We start from the raw sequence: 16,810 nt of genomic DNA on the forward strand, positions 1-16,810 counted from the left end.
TAACAACCAAGGAGATTGTCTTGACTCGATATGACCTGGCCCTCATCGGATTCGGTGGGGTCAACCGTGCATTGGCTGAACTGATCAATAGCAAGGGGGCCGAACTCGCCGAAGAGCTCGGGTTCTCGCTGCGCATTGTCGCAATCACCGACCTGCGTCTGGGATCACTGGTGCAGCCGGATGGCATCGATCTGCCTACCGTCCTTGCGCTGGGCCCGGGTGACGGCGATTTCTCGCGTCATCCCGGGGGAAGCTGGGAGCCGCGGAACCAGTGGGTCATCCAGAATTCGACGGCGGACATCGTCGCGGAGGCCACCTTTACGAATCCGAATGACGGCGAACCGGCCGTCTCCCATGTGCGGTGGGCGCTCGAAGCAGGCAAGCATGTCTGCACGACCAACAAGGGTCCGGTTGCACTGCGGGGCCATGAATTGAAGGAACTCGCTGCAGCGAACGGGGTGTCGTTCGAGTTCGAGGGATCCGTCATCAGCGGCACGCCCATCATCCGGCTGGCACAGCGGATGTTTGCCGGCCTTGCGCTCGAAGGCGTTGAAGGCATCCTGAACGGAACGTGCAACTACATACTCGGCCGCATGGAATCCGGTCTTGGTCTGGAGGAAGCTGTCAAGGAGGCCCAGGACCTGGGCTACGCCGAAGCCGACCCAACGGCCGACATCGAAGGGTTCGATGTTCAGCTCAAGGTCGTCATTTTGGCCAATGAGCTCCTCGGGGCGAAGCTGACCCGGGCCGATGTTCCGCGCGAAGGAATTTCCGCACTGACCGCCGCTGACATCGCCCATGCCGCGGCCAACGGCCAGCGGTGGAAGTTGATTGGCTCGGCGAAGCGCAGAGATGATGGCAGCATCTACGCCCGCGTGGCACCGGTTGCGCTGCCGAATGACCATCCTCTCGCGGGCATTTCCGGCCCCACCAATGCAGTGGCTTTTGAAACAGACCTGCTCGGCCAGGTGACCGTCTCGGGCCCGGGCGCGGGGCGGACCGAAACCGCCTATGCCCTGCTCTCGGACATCATTGCCATCCACGAAGGAACGCCGGGCAGGACCAGCGGCAGCGCAAACCGGATCGAGGCCGCCCGTGTCTGAGGCAGCAACCCTGGACATTGCGGCTCCGGCCGACCGGCGGAGCCTGCCGGTCACCAATCCCTTCACCGGCGAGGTTGTCGGCCACGTCCCGTTGCAGGGTCCGGATTGTGTCGAACCGGTTTTGGAACGCGCCCGCCAAGGCGCACGGATTGCCGGGAGCCTGTCGCGGCACCGCCGGGCGGAGATTCTTGACACAGCCGCCCAGCTGGTCCTGGGCCGGCAGGAACAGTTTGCCCGGCTGATTGTCAGCGAGGCGGGCAAAACCATCCGGCAGGCCCGCAAGGAGACCCTGCGGGCTGTCAATACACTCAAACTCTCGGCGGCCGAAGCGCGGCGCAACGCCGGCGAGGTCATTCCATTCGATTCGTACGAGGGATCCGAGAACCGCCACGGCTGGTTTACGCGCGAGCCGCTGGGCATCATCGCCGCCATTACGCCCTACAACGATCCACTAAACCTTGTTGCCCACAAGCTTGGCCCAGCCATTGCCGGTGGCAACTCCATCATCCTCAAGCCATCGCAGCTCACACCCCTGTCGGCCCAGTGGCTGGTGGACACGTTGCTGGAGGCAGGCCTCCCCGCGGAGGTGATCACCAGCATCAATGGTGGGCGGGATCTGGCCCAGGCCGTAGTGTCCGCCCGGGATGTACGCATGATTTCTTTCACGGGCGGTTTTGCCACGGGGGAGGCAATCTCTCGCACGGCGGGCCTGAAGCGACTCGCGATGGATCTTGGCGGCAACGCGCCGGTCATTGTTTTCGACGACGCCGATCTGACCGCCGCGGTCGGCGCCTGTGTTTCGGGGGCCTTTTGGGCGGCTGGACAGAACTGCATCGGCACCCAGCGGATTCTAATTCAGCGCTCCGTCTACGCGGAGTTTCGCCGCCAATTTCTGGTAGCCACGAGCCGCCTGGTCTGCGGGGATCCGATGGATGAACGGACCGATGTCGGGCCGATGATCACGCCCGCGTCGGCCCAGAACGTGCAACAAAAGACCGACGACGCACTGGCGGCCGGGGCCACCCTGCTGTGCGGAAACACCCTCAGCGGCAACCTGTATGCCCCCACTGTCCTCGAGGGGGTTCCCGAGAATTGTGATTTGTGGGCTGAAGAAGCGTTTGCCCCGGTCGTGACGCTGCAGGCCTTTGACACGGACGATGAAGCCCTCGAGCTGGCAAACCGTGTGGATTTCAGCCTGCACGCCGGCGTTTTCACGTCCAAACTGGGCCGCGCAATGAACGCATCCCGCATTTTGGAGGCGGGCGGCGTGATGATCAACGACTCCTCCGACTACCGCTTTGACGGCATGCCGTTCGGTGGATTCAAGTACGGGAGCATGGGCCGGGAAGGCATCCGCTTTGCCTTCGAAGACATGACCCAACCCAAGGTGGTCTGCATCAACGACTGAGAACCCTCAGTCGACCGGTGGATGGTATTTCCACACTCCTGACTCCAAAGGACAAGCAACAATGAATGGAAACACGGAACAGTTCCCGCTTGCCATGGCTGCGGATCAATCGCGTTGCCGCTCCGGCTCCAGAACGGAAACGGACTCCCTGGGATCCGTTGAGATTCCGGACTCTGCCTATTGGGGCGTCCACACGAAACGGGCCTTGGAAAACTTTCAGATCAGTGAAACACCCATCTCACGCTACCCTCAGCTGGTGGTGGCCTTGGCCTGTGTGAAGCAGGCCGCGGCCTTGGCCAACGGCCAGATCGGCGCTATTGCCCCCCACAAGGCCGCGGCAATAGCGGCGGCGTGCCGTGATATTCGTGATGGCTTGCACCACGAACAGTTTTGCGTCGACGTGATCCAAGGTGGCGCCGGGACCAGCACCAACATGAACGCCAACGAAGTCATCGCCAATCTGGCCCTGGAAAAGCTGGGGTATTCGCGCGGAGAGTACCGTTACCTGCACCCCATCGATGATGTGAACCGTTGCCAATCAACCAACGACACCTATCCAACGTCGCTGAAACTGGCCTTGGTCTTTTCCGTCCAGGAGCTTGTCCAGGAACTGGAACTACTCTCCGCCGCGTTCACTGGCAAGGGCCTGGAATTCGCCCACGTGGTGAAGGTTGGGCGGACGCAACTGCAGGACGCTGTGCCCATGACGCTTGGCCAGGAGTTCACCGCCTTCGGAGCCACCATCGCTGAGGACTGTGCGCGCCTGGTGGAAACGCTGCCGCTGCTCGCTGAATGCAGTCTCGGGGCAACCGCCATCGGAACCGGTATCACGGCGGACACCGGATACGCGGCCTTGGCGCTTGGGCATCTGCAGACCATCACCGGGCTGCCCATGACGCCGGCTGCCAACCTCATGGAGGCATCCTGGGACACGGGGGTCTTCATGCAAGTCTCCGGGGCAATGAAGCGCTCAGCCATCAAGCTGTCCAAGATATGCAGCGATCTGCGCCTGCTCTCCAGCGGGCCGCAAGCCGGGTTCGGGGAAATCAACCTCCCTCCGAGACAGGCAGGATCGTCCATCATGCCCGGGAAGGTCAACCCGGTCATTCCGGAGGTGGTCAACCAGATTGCATTTGCCATCGCGGGGGCGGACGTCACCGTCACCATGGCGGCCGACAACGGGCAGCTGCAATTGAACGCCTTTGAACCCGTCATCGCCCATTCGCTGCTCCAGGGGATTTCCTGGCTGCGCCGGGGGAGCAAGGCTCTGCGCCGGTACTGCGTGGAGGGCATCACCGCCAATGATGAGTTCCTGGCGCAGCGGGCGGCCGAATCGGTGGGTATGGTGACAGCATTGATCCCCTCAATTGGCTACGCTGCGGCAGCAAACATCGCCAGAGAGGCCTTGGCCACGAACTCCAGGGTCATTGACCTCATTGCCGCCAACGGCCTTTTGGACCCAGTGCGGGCGGCGGAGCTTATGTCGCCGGGATCCCTGTCGGCGGCGGGAATCGATTGATCACCGTCGACAGGGTCAGGGCAGTTACCGTGTCAGTGACTCCGGGGTGGGCTGCGATCTCTTCCCAAATCTCCCGGATGCGCTCAAGTGAGCGTGCTTCCAGGCGGACAAAGAGGTCGAAATCGCCGCTGAGAACGTCGCAGATAACCACCTCCGGGATCAGGCGAAGGGCGGCAAGCACCTCGGCGCCGCGCATTCTGTCCTTTCGGTAGACCATCAGGATGGCCGATGCCATTGCCTCGTTCTTCTCAGGGGTGCCCTGCACCAGCGTGTAGCCCTGGATGACCCCCTGCCGTTCCAGCCGCTCGATGCGCTGGCGAACGGCATTGCGCGAGAGCATGACGCGTTGGCCCAACTCAGCGTGGGACATTCGGGCGTTGCGGGACAGCTCAGCGATGATCTGCCCGTCTACGGGGTCATGGGATCGTCTGTCCATCGTTGAGTCCACTTTCTGCCAAATCCCCGGCGTCCGCATGCAGCGGGTACGCGTCGGCCTCGAATGCCGAACCGCCGGAACAGCTTCAACAGCCTACATCGTAAGGACAACCAGCATGGAAGAGATTTCCCGCCACCATCAGCAGCAACGGAGATTCACCTGTGTGCTCTTTGACATGGATGGCACGCTTATGGACTCGGCGCCAGGCGTCGTCGCCAGTGCGGCCGAGGCCCTGCGTGCCGTCGGCGCCGTCGTGCCTGACGTCCAAACGTTGCGCAGCTTTGTTGGGCCGCCGATGTACGACTCGTTCCGGCAGGTGGTGGGGCTAGACGAGGAGACAGCCGGACGAGCGCTTGCCGCCTATCGTCGAAGCTACGCCGACAAGGGGGCCCTGAACAATTCTCTCTACGACGGAATTGTTGCGATGGTGGCGGCCCTGAACGGAGGCGGCCTTCCACTGGCGGTGGCAACGTCAAAGGTGGAGGACCAAGCAATGCGCCTGGCCGGTCACTTCCGTCTGGATGACCACTTTGTTGATGTCTGTGGCGCCTCTGACGCTGAAGCCCGCAGGAGCAAGACCGATGTCATTAGTGAATCACTTCGCCGTCTCGCGGCGCAGGGGGTGGACGTTTCCTGCCCAGTTATGGTCGGAGACCGCTGCTATGACATCGAGGGTGCCGCCAGCCATGGCGTTCCCGCCATCCATGTGCAGTGGGGGTATGGTCCTGCAGAGGCAAAAGGGGCCGTGGCGACCGTGGATTCCCCTGCCCAGCTGGCTGCGCTGCTGCTCAACCACGCGCCGGGTTGAGCAGCAGCGCAGCCCGCTGCCCCTGCGGTTCAGCGGGTGGCGTGCCCGCTGCGGTTCCTGGTCGGGGCGTAGGTCTTGGCCAGGCGGGCCAGCGCCAGGGCCGCGACCAGCAGGCCGAAGTCGCGCAGCGCCACGTCGTAGAAGCCTGGATAGGTGAGCAAGTTGACGATGATGCCGGCCAGCCACAGGGCCACGACGTAGGCGGCCAGGCGCGGCTTGAGCGCCACCGTGACGGCGGCGGCGATTTCCACCACGCCAACGATGAGCATCACGGTGTGGGCGCTGAATGGTGAAACGCTGACGACCCACGGTGCCAGGTAGCCTTCCCAGTTGGCCAGGACGTTGAAGAACTTGTCCAGGCCGAAAACGAGCGGGATCAGGAAGAACCCGATCCACAACATCAAAAACGCGCCGTACGCCGGTTCAACCCGGGCCCTGTGCAGCGCCTGGCTCGACCAGCGGGACGTTGGGGCGCCGACAACATTGGCAGACATGATGCCCTCTTTCTAAAAACTGATTTGATGTTTTTAGAATGCTCCCGGGGGCGCCCACTGTCAAGGGGTGGGCGCCGGAATGTCCCCTCGTGCCGCCGCCGTCGCCTCGATCATGTCGGCGATGAACCGCTGCGCCAGTGCCAGCTCGGCCTCCGAGTAGCCCGCCATGGCCGCTCCCAGATGCGCCGCCAGCGGCGAGAACAGGGATCTGCCCACTTGCCGGGCATGGTCGGTCATGGCCAGCTCCACCTGCCGGCGGTCCGCCTCGCTGCGCTGGCGGGTCACATGTCCGGCCCGGTCCAGCCGGTCCACCAGCGCCGTCGTCGCCGGCGAGCTGAGGTTGAGGGCCTCGCCCAGCCGCCCCGGAGTGGCCGGCTGGGGGCCAAGGCCGGCCTGGACCAGAAAGGCCAGGGCGTTCATGTCCGTCCGGTGGAGTCCGTGCAGGCTGCCCACCCGTTCCACGTAGCGGTCCGTTTCGACGGTGAATTCCCTCAGCAGTGCCAGTAGTTCGGCGTGCGGCATCCGTGCAGTCATGACATCAATCTTCCGCTATGGATTCGTGGAACAATTTTACCTCCGCGCTGGAATATCTTCATGATCGAAGTATTATTGAGCGCATGGACATCAAGGACTGGACGCCGAAACGTTGGCTGCGCGGAGTGTTGCCGGCCGCACTGATCCTCATCTGGCTGGTGGTGGCGGGCCTTGGCGGGCCCACCTTCGGCAAGATCTCCGGCGTCTCCAGCAATGATGCGGCCAGCTTCCTGCCGGCCAGCGCCGAATCGACCCTGGCCCGGGAATGGCATCAGAAGTTCCTTGACTCGCACAGCATTCCGGCCATCGTGCTGCTGGTGTCGGACCGGCCCATCGACGGCGCCGGGATGGGCGCCTATGCGGCGCTGGCCGGCATACTGGGCACCGTTCCGGGGGTGGAGCAACCCGCCGCCATTGCGGGCCCCATTCCCTCCGAAGACCGCCGGGCCGTGGAATTCATCGTGCCCATTGCCGACACCGGGAATGTCAAGGGCGTGGTCGCCGGACTCCGCGAGGCAGTCAACGCGAACCTGCCCGAGGGAACCACCGCCTACGTCACGGGTCCCGCGGGGTTGACGGCGGATCTGGTCAATGCCTTTGGCGGCATCGACGGGATCCTGCTGCTGGTGGCGCTCATTGCGGTGTTCGTGATCCTGCTGGTGGTCTACCGCTCGGTGGTGCTGCCGGTGCTGGTGCTGCTGACCTCCGTTTTTGCCCTCTGCGCCTCCATCTTGCTGATATATGCCCTGGCGAGCATGGATTGGATCAAGCTCAGCGGGCAGAGCCAGGGCATCCTGAGCATCCTGGTCATCGGTGCCGCCACGGACTACTCGCTGCTGCTGGTGGCCCGATACCGCGAGGCCCTGCACGCGGTGGATTCCAAGTGGGCCGCCATGGGGCGGGCGCTGCGCGGGGCCTGGGAGCCGATTGTGGCCTCGGGCGCCACTGTCATCATTGCGCTGCTGTGCCTGCTGGCCTCGGACCTGAACTCCAATCGCAGCCTGGGGCCCATCGCCGCCATCGGCATCGCCTTCTCGCTGCTGTCAGCGCTGACCTTCCTGCCGGCACTGCTGGTGCTCTGCGGCCGCGGCGCCTTTTGGCCCTTCCGCCCCAACGTGGAACAGCCGCACCGCCATGCCGTGGCCACCGGCGAGAATTTTCCCGCCGGTTTGGCGGGCATCTCCGGGTTGTGGCGCCGGGTGGGCCTGCTGGTTGCCTCCCGTCCCCGCACCACCTGGATTGCCACGCTGGTGCTCCTGCTGGCCGCCAGCAGCGGCGTGCTCCAGCTTCAGGCCAACGGGGTCTCCCAGACGCAGATCATCCTCGCCCCCAGCAACGCCGTCGACGGACAGAAGGCGCTCGGCGAGCATTTCGACGCCGGCAGCGGCAGCCCGGTGGTGGTCATCGCGCGTGAAGGACGGGCCGATGACGTGGTGTCGGCCGTCGCAGCCCAGCCGGGCGTCTCCGACGTCGTCCTCTATTCGGGCGCCGGCCGTCCGGTTCCCGGGGCACCCGCCGTCGTGAAGGACGGGCGGGTGCTGATCAACGCCACACTGGTGGACCAGGCGGACTCCGCCGCTGCGGAACAGGTGGTGCGGGACCTGCGCGGGACCCTGCCCGCCGTCGACGCCGACGTGCTGGTGGGCGGCGTGACAGCCATTGCGCTGGACACCAACGAGACGGCCCAACGGGACCTGTGGAAGATCGTTCCGCTGGTGCTGGTGGTGATCCTGCTGGTGCTCATGGCGCTGCTGCGCTCCATCGTGGCACCGCTGCTGCTCATCGGCTCCGTGGTGCTGTCCTACGCCGCCGCCATGGGCGTCTCGGCGCTGGTCTTCAACCACGTCTTCCACTTCCCGGGCGCCGATGCCACCGTGCCGCTGTTTGGTTTCGTGTTCCTGGTGGCATTGGGCGTGGACTACAACATCTTCCTGATGACACGGGTGCGCGAGGAATCGGCGCGGATTGGCACGCGGCCGGGCGTGCTGCGAGGGCTCGGTGTCACGGGCAGCGTGATCACCTCCGCGGGCGTGGTGCTGGCAGCTACCTTCGCTGCCCTGGGCGTGATCCCGCTGCTGTTCCTGGCGCAGCTGGCCTTCATCGTGGCGTTTGGCGTGCTGCTGGACACGGTGCTGGTGCGGTCATTGCTGGTGCCCGCGCTCGCGTACGACCTGGGCAGAGTGATCTGGTGGCCGTCGCGGCTGGGGCGGGCCCCGGTGGTTTCGACAGGCTCAACCACCGGGGTTTCGACAGGCTCAACCACCGGGGTGGGGCGCGGCTAGGGCTTCATGTTCTCCGCACCCACCATCCAGGCGTACTGCTCCAGCTTCTCGATGAAGGCATGCAGCAGGTCCGCCGTGGTGGGGTCTTCCTCGTCCACGGCGTCGTGGACTTCGCGCATGGTGGCCACGGCGGCCTGGAGCCGTTCCACCACGAGGTCGACGGCGGCGGAGGTGCCCACCAGCCCGTCCGGGAACTGCGCCAACGTGGTCTTGGCAGCGACGGTGCCGCTGCGCCCATCCGGCACGGCCTCCAGGGCCCGCATGCGCTCGGCCGTGACGTCGGAGAACTCGCGGGCGGAAGCCACCACCTCATCCAGCTGCAGGTGCAGGTCGCGGAAATTGGCGCCCACGATGTTCCAGTGCGCCTGCTTTCCTTGGACGTGGAGCTCGATCAAATCAACAAGAACTGCCTGCAGGTTGGCTGCCAGCGTCGGTGATGCCTTCATCGTTTCCTCCGTGCATTTGTGGTCCGTTGGCCGGACCGGGTGGTGACAGGCTCAGCCAGCGGCGCCGGCCTGTTTGTTGTTTGCCTCGCGGTACCGGCGCATTTGCTGGTAGCGGCGCTGCAGACTCTCACGCCGGGGCTTGCTGTCCTCGGACGCCGCCTCGGCGGTGAGATCTATGTGGGACGGCCCGTACTGCCACAACAGCAGGTCATCCAGCAGCCGGTCCGGGCCGGGGGAGTAGCGGTGGTCCAGGGCCTTGCGGACATCGCTGATGGCGGAGGGCTGGAGCAGCTCGGCCAGCTGGATGGTCCGGGTGAGCCCGTGCGCGGCCAGCAGCTCTGCCGCCCAGCCCCAATCGTCGTCGGACTTCCGGTCCACGTGCGGGAGCAGCGTCTGCCAGATCTCCTTGATCCGGTTGGGCGTCAGGGCCTCGGCCCCCTCGCCGTCCTCGTGCCAGAAGTTGGTGACAGTTTCATAGCGCTCGTGCAGCTCGGAGAAGGCGGATTCCACTGTCTCCAGCATGGCCGCCGTCGCCGTGAACTGGCGGTCGAAGTAGGGGCTCCAGGCGCGCCGGTCCTGGGATTTGAAGCGGATGTCGTGCTCGATCTCGCTCCAGGCGTGGGCGAAGATGGTGCGGATCTGGCATTCGAAGAAGTAGCTGCCGTTGGGCTTGGTTGAGGGGTCCAGGACGTCCTGGTACACCCTGACGACGTCGTTCTGGATGCTGCGCAGGATCAGGTGCCGGCTGGAGTAGCCGTAGGTGCCGGACTCGATGGAGCCAATGTCCTTCTCCCTGTCGCCGCGGCAGTCGAAGATGCTGCGCTGGCGCTTGATCAGGTTGGCGGCGACGGCGTTTTCGCCGGGCAGCGTGGTGATGACCCGGACGCCGACCATGTCCGTGAGGTTCCGCAGCGGGTCCGGGAACTGCAGGGCAGGTGCCGCGCCCGGGGACTGGTCCACCATGCGCGAAGCCTTTTCGCGGAACGATTCCACTGTCTTGGTGCGGCTGGTGACGAAGAGCGGCTTGGTCTCTTCGCCGGCGAAAATGTCCCGGATGCGGCGCTCCATTTCGGCGGTGACGCGCTCCAGGGCGGGCCGGACACGCTCGTATTCGGCCACGCTTGCGGCCACGCCGGGGCGCAGGGAATCGGCGAGTCGGTCCCAGTGAAGGCTCATGCTGCGAGCCTAGACGCCGCCACCGACATTAGTCGAGCCGGGTCCACCCCAGTTGCTCCCGGGGCCCGCAACCGCGGGTCCAGCCGGCCGCCCTATTAGGACCGCTGAACAGGTCGGGGGCCGCCAGCAGGTCGCGGAAGACCAGCTCCGCGGCACCGGCGAGGATCAGGTCCTGGCCCATCGGGGCATGCTGGATCTCCAGCCTGCTGGGGCTGACCGTGAAGGACCCCGCGGTCAGTGCCTCCACCTCCTCGGCGCTGAGCGAGGCGTGCATGGCTCCGATGAATCCGCCCAGAACCACCAGGGACGGGTTGAAGATGTTGGCCAGTGTCCGCACCGCCAGCACCACCCACGACATCTGCCGCAGCACCTCCTGGTGGAGGGCGGTGTGGGCGGAATCGGCCAGAGCCTGCGCCAAGGCCTCGAATTCGAGGGCATCCAGCCCGGCCAGGTCCAACAGCCGGCTGGCCTGGACCTCGGTTTCCAGGCAGCCGCGCGCCCCGCAGGCGCACAGGCCGCCGAGCGGCTGGATGGGAATGTGGCCCAGCTCCGTGGCGTAGCCGGTGGCGCCGTTGAGCAGGTGGCCGCCGGTGATGACGCCGCCGCCGATGCCGCTGGAGCCGCCGTACAGGTATACGACATCGTCCGCGCCCATCCCGCCACCAAAGGCGGTGGTGGCGCTGATGCCCAGCGTGGCGTCGTTGCCCACCCAGGTGGGCAGCCCGGTGGCCGTGGCCACGAGGGTGCCGAGCGGCACGTTGCGCCAGCCCAGGTTGGCGGCGTGGCCGACGACGCCGCGGTCCTGGCCCACCTGGCCGGGCACGGCGATGCCCACGCCCGCCAGGCGTGCCCCCACGGGGAGGTCCGCCCCGAGTTCGGCCAACAGTTGAGTCACAATGCCGCTGGCCTGCTCCGGCGTCGGAACGGCATCAAGGATACGCCGGGCGGTGGGGCCGGTGCGCCGGCCCAGCCCCAGGACGCGCGCACGGATGGAACGGGCCTCGATGCTGACGGCCAGGGCCGCCACCGATTCCGCGGCCGAGATGTGGGAGACCGGCCGGCCCGGCCCCGCGGCCTTGCGCGCCGATGCCTCGCGGACCAGGCCCATCTTGTCCAGTTCAGCGGCGAGCATGCCCACGGTGGCGCGCGAGAGCCCCGTCTGGGCGGCCAGTTCGAAGCGGGTGGCCGGACCATGCCGGTGGATGTGGCCCAGCACGGCACTGAGGTTCTGCCGGCGGATGCGGTCGTTGGCTGATCCCTGCATCATCAAGAAAATCGTGCTCCATTCCAAGTGTCTGGACGAATAGTACCGGCAGCGTCCCCGGGCCGGGCCAGTGTGTCGGGACCCGCGCCGGCCTCGCCCGGGCGGCGCGGGAGTGGCACACTCTTTCCATGCCCGCCCCGCAGACTCCCGCCCCGCAGCGCTACGCCTACGGCCCGGACCCCGCCCAGTGGGCCGAACTCCACCTCCCCGCCGTGCCACTGCGCCGGGGCGTGGCGGTGGTCATCCACGGCGGCTACTGGCGCGCGGCCTACGGCGCGGAGCTGGGCGATCCGTTGGCCCGCGATCTGGCCGCCCGGGGGATCGCGGCCTGGAACCTGGAATACCGCCGGGTCGGCAACGGCGGCGGCTGGCCGGAGACGTTTGAGGATGTGGCAGCCGGGATCGACGCCCTGCGCCCCGCGGCGGCGGAGCACGGGCTGGACCTCTCCGCCGTCGTCGGACTGGGCCATTCGGCGGGCGGGCAGCTGGCAGTTTGGGCGGCGGGCCGTTCCGCCCTGCCCGCCGGCGCCCCGGGGGCGGACCCCGCCGTGGAGCTCACCGCCGTCGTCAGCCAGTCCGGCCTGCTGGACCTGCGTGCGGCGCACCGGCTGGGCCTGAGCAACCGTGCCGTGGCCAAGCTGCTCGGCGCGGACCCCCAGGACGCCCTCTGGCGGTACGAGCTCGCGGACCCGCTGGCCGCCGTCCCGCTGGCGGTGCCGGTCTACGCCGTGCTGGCCGCAGACGACGGCGATGTCCCCGCCAGCCAGTCGCGGGAGTACGTGCGCGCGGCCGCTGCGGCCGGGGCCCGGGCCGAACTCGTTCCGGTCCCCGGTGACCACTATGGTCTCATCGATGTCCGGCACGCGGCGTACCGCACGTGCGTGGATCTGGTTGAGAGGTGCCTGCCGGCCGTAGGCTGAGGGCATGCTGACTGTCATTGGTGAGGCCCTGGTGGACGAGGTGGTGCGCCCGGGGCAGGCGCCCGTGCCGCATGTGGGCGGGAGCCCGCTCAATGTCGCAGTGGGGCTGGCCCGGCTGGGGCACCCGGTGCAGTTCCTGGGCCGCTTCGGTACGGATCCGTACGGGGTGATGGTCTCCACGCATCTGCACGCCAACGACGTTTTGGTGCCGGTCGCGCCGGACGCGCGGCCCACCTCCGTGGCCCGCGCCACCCTGGACGGCGACGGCGCGGCCAGCTACGAGTTTTCCCTCGACTGGGAGCTGCCGGGTGCCGGCCCGGACGCAAGCGGCGGCCCCAACTTCATGCTGTCCGCCAGCACGCTGGTGCACACCGGCTCGATTGCCGCCATGCTCGCCCCGGGTGCGGACCAGGTGCTGGCCATGGTGCGCTCCGCCCACCCCCGCGTCACCATCGGCTACGACCCCAATTGCCGCCCGTCCATCATTGCGGATGTGGACTACGCCCGCGCCCAGGCGGAAAAGTTTGTCCGGCTGGCGGACGTCGTCAAGGCCTCCGACGAGGACCTGGAATGGCTGTATCCGGGCGTGGATCCGCTGGATTCGGCCCGGCGCTGGCTGAACATCAATGGTGCCCCGGCCGCGGGGAACTCCCGGCCCGGCACCGCCCGGGACACCGGCCGCGCCGGTGGCCCCGCCGTCGTCGTGGTGACCCGCGGTGGGGAGGGTCCGTGGGCCGTGTGCGCCGCCGGCGAGGCGTCCTGTCCGGTGCCGCAGGCCGCAGTGGTGGACACCGTCGGGGCGGGGGATTCCTTCATGGCCGCGCTGCTCTCGGCAGTGGTGGACCGCGAGTTGGACGGTGCCCAGCGCCGCGAGGAGCTGCGTGCCATCAGCGCCGAGGAACTTGCTGCCATGATCCGCCATGCCGCCCGCGCCGCTGCCGTCACGGTGTCCCGGGCCGGGGCCAACCCGCCCACCCGCGCGGAGCTGCACGCGCACTAGACGCGCCAACCACCAGGAGAATCCCATGAAAAGTGATCCGTACGCCCTGCTGGACCCGGTGCCGTCCTTTGAGCTCACCAGCACGTCCTTCGCCGACGGGGCCACGTTCTCGGTCCACCAGAGGAATGCGGGCCTGGGTGGGCAGGACCTGTCACCGCAGCTGTCATGGAGCGGTTTCCCTCCGGGGACGCGCAGCTTTGCCGTGACCATGTTCGACCCCGATGCGCCCCGGGCGGGCGGCTATTGGCATTGGGCCGCCTTAAACCTGCCGGCCTCCACCGCGGAGCTGGCCGAGGGCGCGGCCACCGCCGCGGGCTCGCCAGGGATGCCGGCGGGGACTGTGACTTTGAAGAACGACGGCGGGTTTGCCGGCTTCATGGGGGCGGCACCGCCGCGCGGGCACGGCCCGCACCGGTACATGCTGGTGGTGCATGCGCTGGATGTGGCCACACTGGACATCGGTGCCGGGGCCACGCCCGCCGTGCTGGAGTCCAAGCTGAAGTTCCACGCCCTGGCCCGCGCCCGGCTGACGGGCATCTACGAGCGGTAGCCGGCTACGGTCGGGTGCCGAGCGCGGCGGGATTCTCCGCGCGGCCGCGGGCGGCCTCGGTCGATCACCGAAGCCGGTGGTCGACCGAGCGAGGAACGAGCGCGCGGAGACCCAGCCGGACGAAGCGCCAGGATCTCTGCTCGGCCACGGGTGGCTCTGGCCCGCGCCAGGCTGGCGGGCATCTACGAGCGGTAATCGGCTACGTGCGGGTGGTTTCGGCGGGCTCAACCGGCGTGCGGCCCCGCCCGGGGTTCAGGCTAATCGCGTTATGCAGCGCCATGCCCGCGGCGCCGATGGCGCTCTCGGCCTCGGTCCACTCCTTCACCGTGATGTTCAGCGGGTGGTGGAAGCGCAGCACCGTCTCCTGCAACCCCGCCTCGAAGCCGGGGCGCAGGTGCTCCCACAGCGCCGTCGTCTCGCCGGTCACGATGATGGTGGCGATGCCCAGCAGGTTCACCACCCCGCCCAGTGAGCGGCCCAGCATGCGTCCCGTCCTGGCCAGGTACACCCCGGCGGCGGAGCCGGGGTTCCCGGCCTGCCGGGACAGCTCCTCCAGCGTGGGCGCGCCGCCCGGTTCCGGGGCGCCGGCCAGCAGTTCCTTCAGCCCCGCATAGACCTGGAGGCAACCGGAATTCCCGCACACGCAGCGCGGCCCGGCCGGATCGACGGACATGTGGCCAAACTCGGTGGAGGCGCCGTCGGGCCCGTAGAACACGGACCTGCGGCTGACGATGCCCATGCCGACGCCGGGGCCCAGGCCCAGCAGCAGAAAATCGTCGTGCTTGCGGCCCAGGCCAAAGCTGATCTCCCGGGTGGCCGAGGCGAAGAGGTCGTTGGAGACGAAGACCGGCAGGTCCAGGGCCTCCTGCAGCTGCTGGCCCAGGTCGAAATTCTCCCAGTCCAGCGTGGCCGAGATGATGACGGTGGAGGAGTTCTGGTCCACCGCACCCGAGACGGAGACGCCCACGGCCACGGTGCGCTCGGGGTGTGCCAGGTCCTGCATCTGCCCGGCCACGATCGCCGCCAGCTGGCCCACGGGGTCCGCCTCGGGGGCGAAGGGGATGGTACGGGAGGCCAGGATCTGCCCGTCGATCAGCATGGCCACCGCCACCACGGCGTGCGGGCCGATCCCCAGCCCGAGGACGACGGCGGCATCGGAGACGAGTTCGACGGGCACCTTGGGCCGGCCGGCCCCGGCGCTTTGCCCGGCGGGGAGGTCCCTGACCAGGCCCTCGGCCATCAGATTGCGCACCTGGGCCGTAACAGTTGCGGCACCAAGGCCCAGCTGCTTGGCAATTTCGCCGCGGCTCAGGGGACCCGTTTCGGCCAGCAATCCCAGTATTTCCGCGCGGCTGACGGCTTCTCCGGTGGGAGCGGTGCGGGCGCGGGGGCGAGTGTCCGAAATGTGAGCTACCTCTCTCTTGACTCCGGGTGGAGGGTGCGCATAGTCTATCGGCACGGCATTTAATTTGGTACCGAATTAATTATAGGTACAGCCCCCTGCATCCTCCAACAGACCCAGAAGGACGAAGAATGAAATTAGCAACGAAGCTAGCTGCCATCGCCGTCGGATCCGCCATGATGTTTGGCGCCACGGCATGTGGTTCCACCAGCACCTCCGGTTCCTCCGGCGCCGCCGCCAGCTCCGATGTCACGCTCGATTGGTCCTTCTGGTCCCAGGGTGATGAGGGCAATAAGACCTGGAAGGCACTGGCCGACCAGGTCACCGAGAAGTACCCGAACATCAAGGTCAACCTGACCACCGCACCGTTTGCCGATTACTTCACCAAGCTGCAGTCCCAGCTGGCCGGCGGCACGGCCCCGTGCATCGTGAGCATGCAGTCCCTGCGCCTGCCGGCGTTCGCCAAGGCACTGGAGCCGCTGGACGGTGCGCTGGCCCAGACCGCCGGCTTCAAGTCCGAGGAGTGGATCCCTGGTGCGCTCAAGGCGCTGCAGGCCTCCGACAAGCAGTACGCGCTGCCCTATGGCCTCTCCACCATGGTCATGTACTACAACAAGGACGCCTTCAAGGCCGCCGGCGTGGAGGAGCCCAAGAGCGGCTGGACCACCGACGAGTTCATCGCCGCCGGCAAGAAGGTCTCGGCCTCCATGGGCAAGCCCGCCTTCGGCGAGTCCTTCTCCGATCTGCACATGTACTCCCAGCTGCTGGCCTACAACGGCGCCCGCCCGGTCTCCGACGACGGCGCCCTGCAGCTGACGGACGCCAAGGTCACCGACGCCTTCGGCTGGTACTCCTCCCTGGCGACGGACGAGAAGATCAGCTCCGTTCCGGCCAGCTCCTCCGACGTGGCCTGGGGCGAGCAGCAGTTCGTCGCCGGCAACACGGCCATGGCGGTGGATGGCACCTGGAACATCAAGAGCAACGTCACCGATGCCACCACCTTCAAGGTGGGCGTCGTGGCCCTGCCGCAGGGCCCCAACGGCGGCGGCACCTACTCGGCCAACTCCGGCTTCGGCATCTCCAAGACCTGCAAGCACAAGGATGAGGCCGCCAAGGCCATCGGCGTGCTGACCGACGCCGCCTCGCAGGCGGCCTCCGCCAACGCCGGCAACCAGCCCGCCCGCCTGGCCGCCAACGACGCCTTCATCAAGGGTCTGAAGACCGACATCGACCCCACCAACCCGGGCTACTCGGACCAGGTGGCCGCCGTGGTGAAGGCCTCCTCGGAGAAGGCCGTGCCGTTCATCAGCACGGACAACTGGGACAAGGTCACCAAGCTCATGGGCCAGCAGTTCCAGCAGGCGTTCACGGCCAAGACCTCCCCGGCCGACGCGCTGAAGAACGTGCAGCAAAGCGGCGCCAAGTAGCATCCGCTGCTTCTTCCGCCCCCTGAGCCCGACGAGAAAGG

Annotated in this window: 16 protein-coding genes; 9 read left to right on the forward strand and 7 right to left on the reverse strand. The window is 67.1% G+C overall.

The window, feature by feature from the left end; genetic code table 11:
• Positions 1-20 precede the first annotated feature (20 nt).
• The 3 genes from ACQCSX_RS14750 (at position 21) to ACQCSX_RS14760 (ending at position 4,030) form a co-directional block, all read left to right on the forward strand.
• A complete protein-coding gene (locus ACQCSX_RS14750) occupies positions 21-1,103 on the forward strand; it encodes a homoserine dehydrogenase (protein ID WP_427016030.1) in 1,083 nt (360 codons plus the stop codon).
• Entirely contained in the window at positions 1,096-2,511 is a 1,416-nt protein-coding gene (locus tag ACQCSX_RS14755; RefSeq protein ID WP_427016031.1) for an aldehyde dehydrogenase family protein, read from the forward strand. Before ACQCSX_RS14750 ends, ACQCSX_RS14755 begins: the two co-directional genes overlap by 8 nt.
• 94 nt (positions 2,512-2,605) lie before the next feature.
• Positions 2,606-4,030 carry an aspartate ammonia-lyase gene (locus ACQCSX_RS14760; protein ID WP_427019063.1) on the forward strand — a complete coding sequence of 475 codons (1,425 nt, stop codon included), beginning with the start codon at positions 2,606-2,608 and terminating at the stop codon, positions 4,028-4,030.
• Here ACQCSX_RS14760 and ACQCSX_RS14765 read toward each other — a convergent pair.
• Positions 3,990-4,466 carry an Lrp/AsnC family transcriptional regulator gene (locus ACQCSX_RS14765; protein WP_427016032.1) on the reverse strand — a complete coding sequence of 159 codons (477 nt, stop codon included), beginning with the start codon at positions 4,464-4,466 and terminating at the stop codon, positions 3,990-3,992. The genes ACQCSX_RS14760 and ACQCSX_RS14765 overlap by 41 nt on opposite strands.
• 115 nt (positions 4,467-4,581) lie before the next feature.
• Between ACQCSX_RS14765 and ACQCSX_RS14770 the strand changes: the two genes are divergently transcribed.
• Positions 4,582-5,274 carry an HAD hydrolase-like protein gene (locus ACQCSX_RS14770; RefSeq protein ID WP_427016033.1) on the forward strand — a complete coding sequence of 231 codons (693 nt, stop codon included), beginning with the start codon at positions 4,582-4,584 and terminating at the stop codon, positions 5,272-5,274.
• A gap of 29 nt (positions 5,275-5,303) precedes the next feature.
• Here ACQCSX_RS14770 and ACQCSX_RS14775 read toward each other — a convergent pair whose 3' ends face one another.
• Positions 5,304-5,768 (reverse strand): hypothetical protein, encoded by a 465-nt coding sequence (locus tag ACQCSX_RS14775; RefSeq protein ID WP_427016034.1) that lies wholly within the window; start codon positions 5,766-5,768, stop codon positions 5,304-5,306.
• A gap of 60 nt (positions 5,769-5,828) precedes the next feature.
• Positions 5,829-6,302, reverse strand: a complete 474-nt coding sequence (locus ACQCSX_RS14780) for a MarR family winged helix-turn-helix transcriptional regulator (RefSeq protein WP_427016035.1) — start codon at positions 6,300-6,302, stop codon at positions 5,829-5,831.
• A gap of 83 nt (positions 6,303-6,385) precedes the next feature.
• On the opposite strand from ACQCSX_RS14780, the gene ACQCSX_RS14785 reads away from it, so the two are divergent.
• On the forward strand, positions 6,386-8,584 hold the full coding sequence (locus tag ACQCSX_RS14785) for an MMPL family transporter (protein ID WP_427016036.1): 2,199 nt from the start codon (positions 6,386-6,388) through the stop codon (positions 8,582-8,584).
• Here the strand turns inward: ACQCSX_RS14785 and ACQCSX_RS14790 are convergent.
• Genes ACQCSX_RS14790 through ACQCSX_RS14800 form a run of 3 tightly spaced genes read right to left on the reverse strand, consistent with a single transcriptional unit; the run spans position 8,581 to position 11,473 of the window.
• Positions 8,581-9,030 (reverse strand): Dps family protein, encoded by a 450-nt coding sequence (locus ACQCSX_RS14790; RefSeq protein WP_427016037.1) that lies wholly within the window; start codon positions 9,028-9,030, stop codon positions 8,581-8,583. The genes ACQCSX_RS14785 and ACQCSX_RS14790 overlap by 4 nt on opposite strands.
• A 51-nt stretch (positions 9,031-9,081) precedes the next feature.
• Complete coding sequence (locus tag ACQCSX_RS14795) at positions 9,082-10,206, reverse strand: GTP pyrophosphokinase (RefSeq protein ID WP_427016038.1); 1,125 nt, start codon at positions 10,204-10,206, stop codon at positions 9,082-9,084.
• Positions 10,207-10,234: 28 nt separating this feature from the next.
• Positions 10,235-11,473: an ROK family protein gene (locus ACQCSX_RS14800; protein WP_427016039.1), complete on the reverse strand. Its 1,239-nt coding sequence runs from the start codon at positions 11,471-11,473 to the stop codon at positions 10,235-10,237.
• Positions 11,474-11,598: 125 nt separating this feature from the next.
• Here ACQCSX_RS14800 and ACQCSX_RS14805 point away from each other — a divergent pair, with 125 nt between their 5' ends.
• From ACQCSX_RS14805 to ACQCSX_RS14815, 3 genes are read left to right on the forward strand one after another with little or no spacing between them, the layout of a single operon-like run.
• Positions 11,599-12,390 carry an alpha/beta hydrolase family protein gene (locus ACQCSX_RS14805; RefSeq protein WP_427016040.1) on the forward strand — a complete coding sequence of 264 codons (792 nt, stop codon included), beginning with the start codon at positions 11,599-11,601 and terminating at the stop codon, positions 12,388-12,390.
• A 4-nt stretch (positions 12,391-12,394) separates the two neighbouring features.
• The gene (locus tag ACQCSX_RS14810; RefSeq protein ID WP_427016041.1) at positions 12,395-13,390 is read left to right on the forward strand and encodes a carbohydrate kinase family protein; all 996 of its coding nucleotides are present in this window, start codon (positions 12,395-12,397) and stop codon (positions 13,388-13,390) included.
• Between the two features lie 25 nt (positions 13,391-13,415).
• A complete protein-coding gene (locus tag ACQCSX_RS14815; RefSeq protein ID WP_427016042.1) occupies positions 13,416-13,940 on the forward strand; it encodes a YbhB/YbcL family Raf kinase inhibitor-like protein in 525 nt (174 codons plus the stop codon).
• A 199-nt stretch (positions 13,941-14,139) separates the two neighbouring features.
• Here ACQCSX_RS14815 and ACQCSX_RS14820 read toward each other — a convergent pair whose 3' ends face one another.
• Positions 14,140-15,399: an ROK family transcriptional regulator gene (locus ACQCSX_RS14820; RefSeq protein WP_427016043.1), complete on the reverse strand. Its 1,260-nt coding sequence runs from the start codon at positions 15,397-15,399 to the stop codon at positions 14,140-14,142.
• Positions 15,400-15,473: 74 nt separating this feature from the next.
• Between ACQCSX_RS14820 and ACQCSX_RS14825 the strand changes: the two genes are divergently transcribed.
• Positions 15,474-16,769, forward strand: a complete 1,296-nt coding sequence (locus ACQCSX_RS14825) for an ABC transporter substrate-binding protein (protein WP_427016044.1) — start codon at positions 15,474-15,476, stop codon at positions 16,767-16,769.
• Positions 16,770-16,810 lie beyond the last annotated feature (41 nt).

This window comes from Pseudarthrobacter sp. P1, assembly GCF_050156935.1.
Taxonomy (GTDB): Bacteria; Actinomycetota; Actinomycetes; order Actinomycetales; family Micrococcaceae; genus Specibacter.

Coding starts and splice junctions, on each gene's coding strand:
- ACQCSX_RS14760 (WP_427019063.1), top strand. CDS start 2,606: ATGGCTGCGGATCAATCGCGTTGCCGCTCCGGCTCCAGAACGGAAACG.
- ACQCSX_RS14765 (WP_427016032.1), bottom strand. CDS start 4,466: ATGGACAGACGATCCCATGACCCCGTAGACGGGCAGATCATCGCTGAG.
- ACQCSX_RS14815 (WP_427016042.1), top strand. CDS start 13,416: ATGAAAAGTGATCCGTACGCCCTGCTGGACCCGGTGCCGTCCTTTGAG.
- ACQCSX_RS14785 (WP_427016036.1), top strand. CDS start 6,386: ATGGACATCAAGGACTGGACGCCGAAACGTTGGCTGCGCGGAGTGTTG.
- ACQCSX_RS14795 (WP_427016038.1), bottom strand. CDS start 10,206: ATGAGCCTTCACTGGGACCGACTCGCCGATTCCCTGCGCCCCGGCGTG.
- ACQCSX_RS14780 (WP_427016035.1), bottom strand. CDS start 6,302: ATGACTGCACGGATGCCGCACGCCGAACTACTGGCACTGCTGAGGGAA.
- ACQCSX_RS14805 (WP_427016040.1), top strand. CDS start 11,599: ATGCCCGCCCCGCAGACTCCCGCCCCGCAGCGCTACGCCTACGGCCCG.
- ACQCSX_RS14825 (WP_427016044.1), top strand. CDS start 15,474: ATGAAATTAGCAACGAAGCTAGCTGCCATCGCCGTCGGATCCGCCATG.
- ACQCSX_RS14800 (WP_427016039.1), bottom strand. CDS start 11,473: ATGATGCAGGGATCAGCCAACGACCGCATCCGCCGGCAGAACCTCAGT.
- ACQCSX_RS14770 (WP_427016033.1), top strand. CDS start 4,582: ATGGAAGAGATTTCCCGCCACCATCAGCAGCAACGGAGATTCACCTGT.
- ACQCSX_RS14775 (WP_427016034.1), bottom strand. CDS start 5,768: ATGTCTGCCAATGTTGTCGGCGCCCCAACGTCCCGCTGGTCGAGCCAG.
- ACQCSX_RS14810 (WP_427016041.1), top strand. CDS start 12,395: ATGCTGACTGTCATTGGTGAGGCCCTGGTGGACGAGGTGGTGCGCCCG.
- ACQCSX_RS14790 (WP_427016037.1), bottom strand. CDS start 9,030: ATGAAGGCATCACCGACGCTGGCAGCCAACCTGCAGGCAGTTCTTGTT.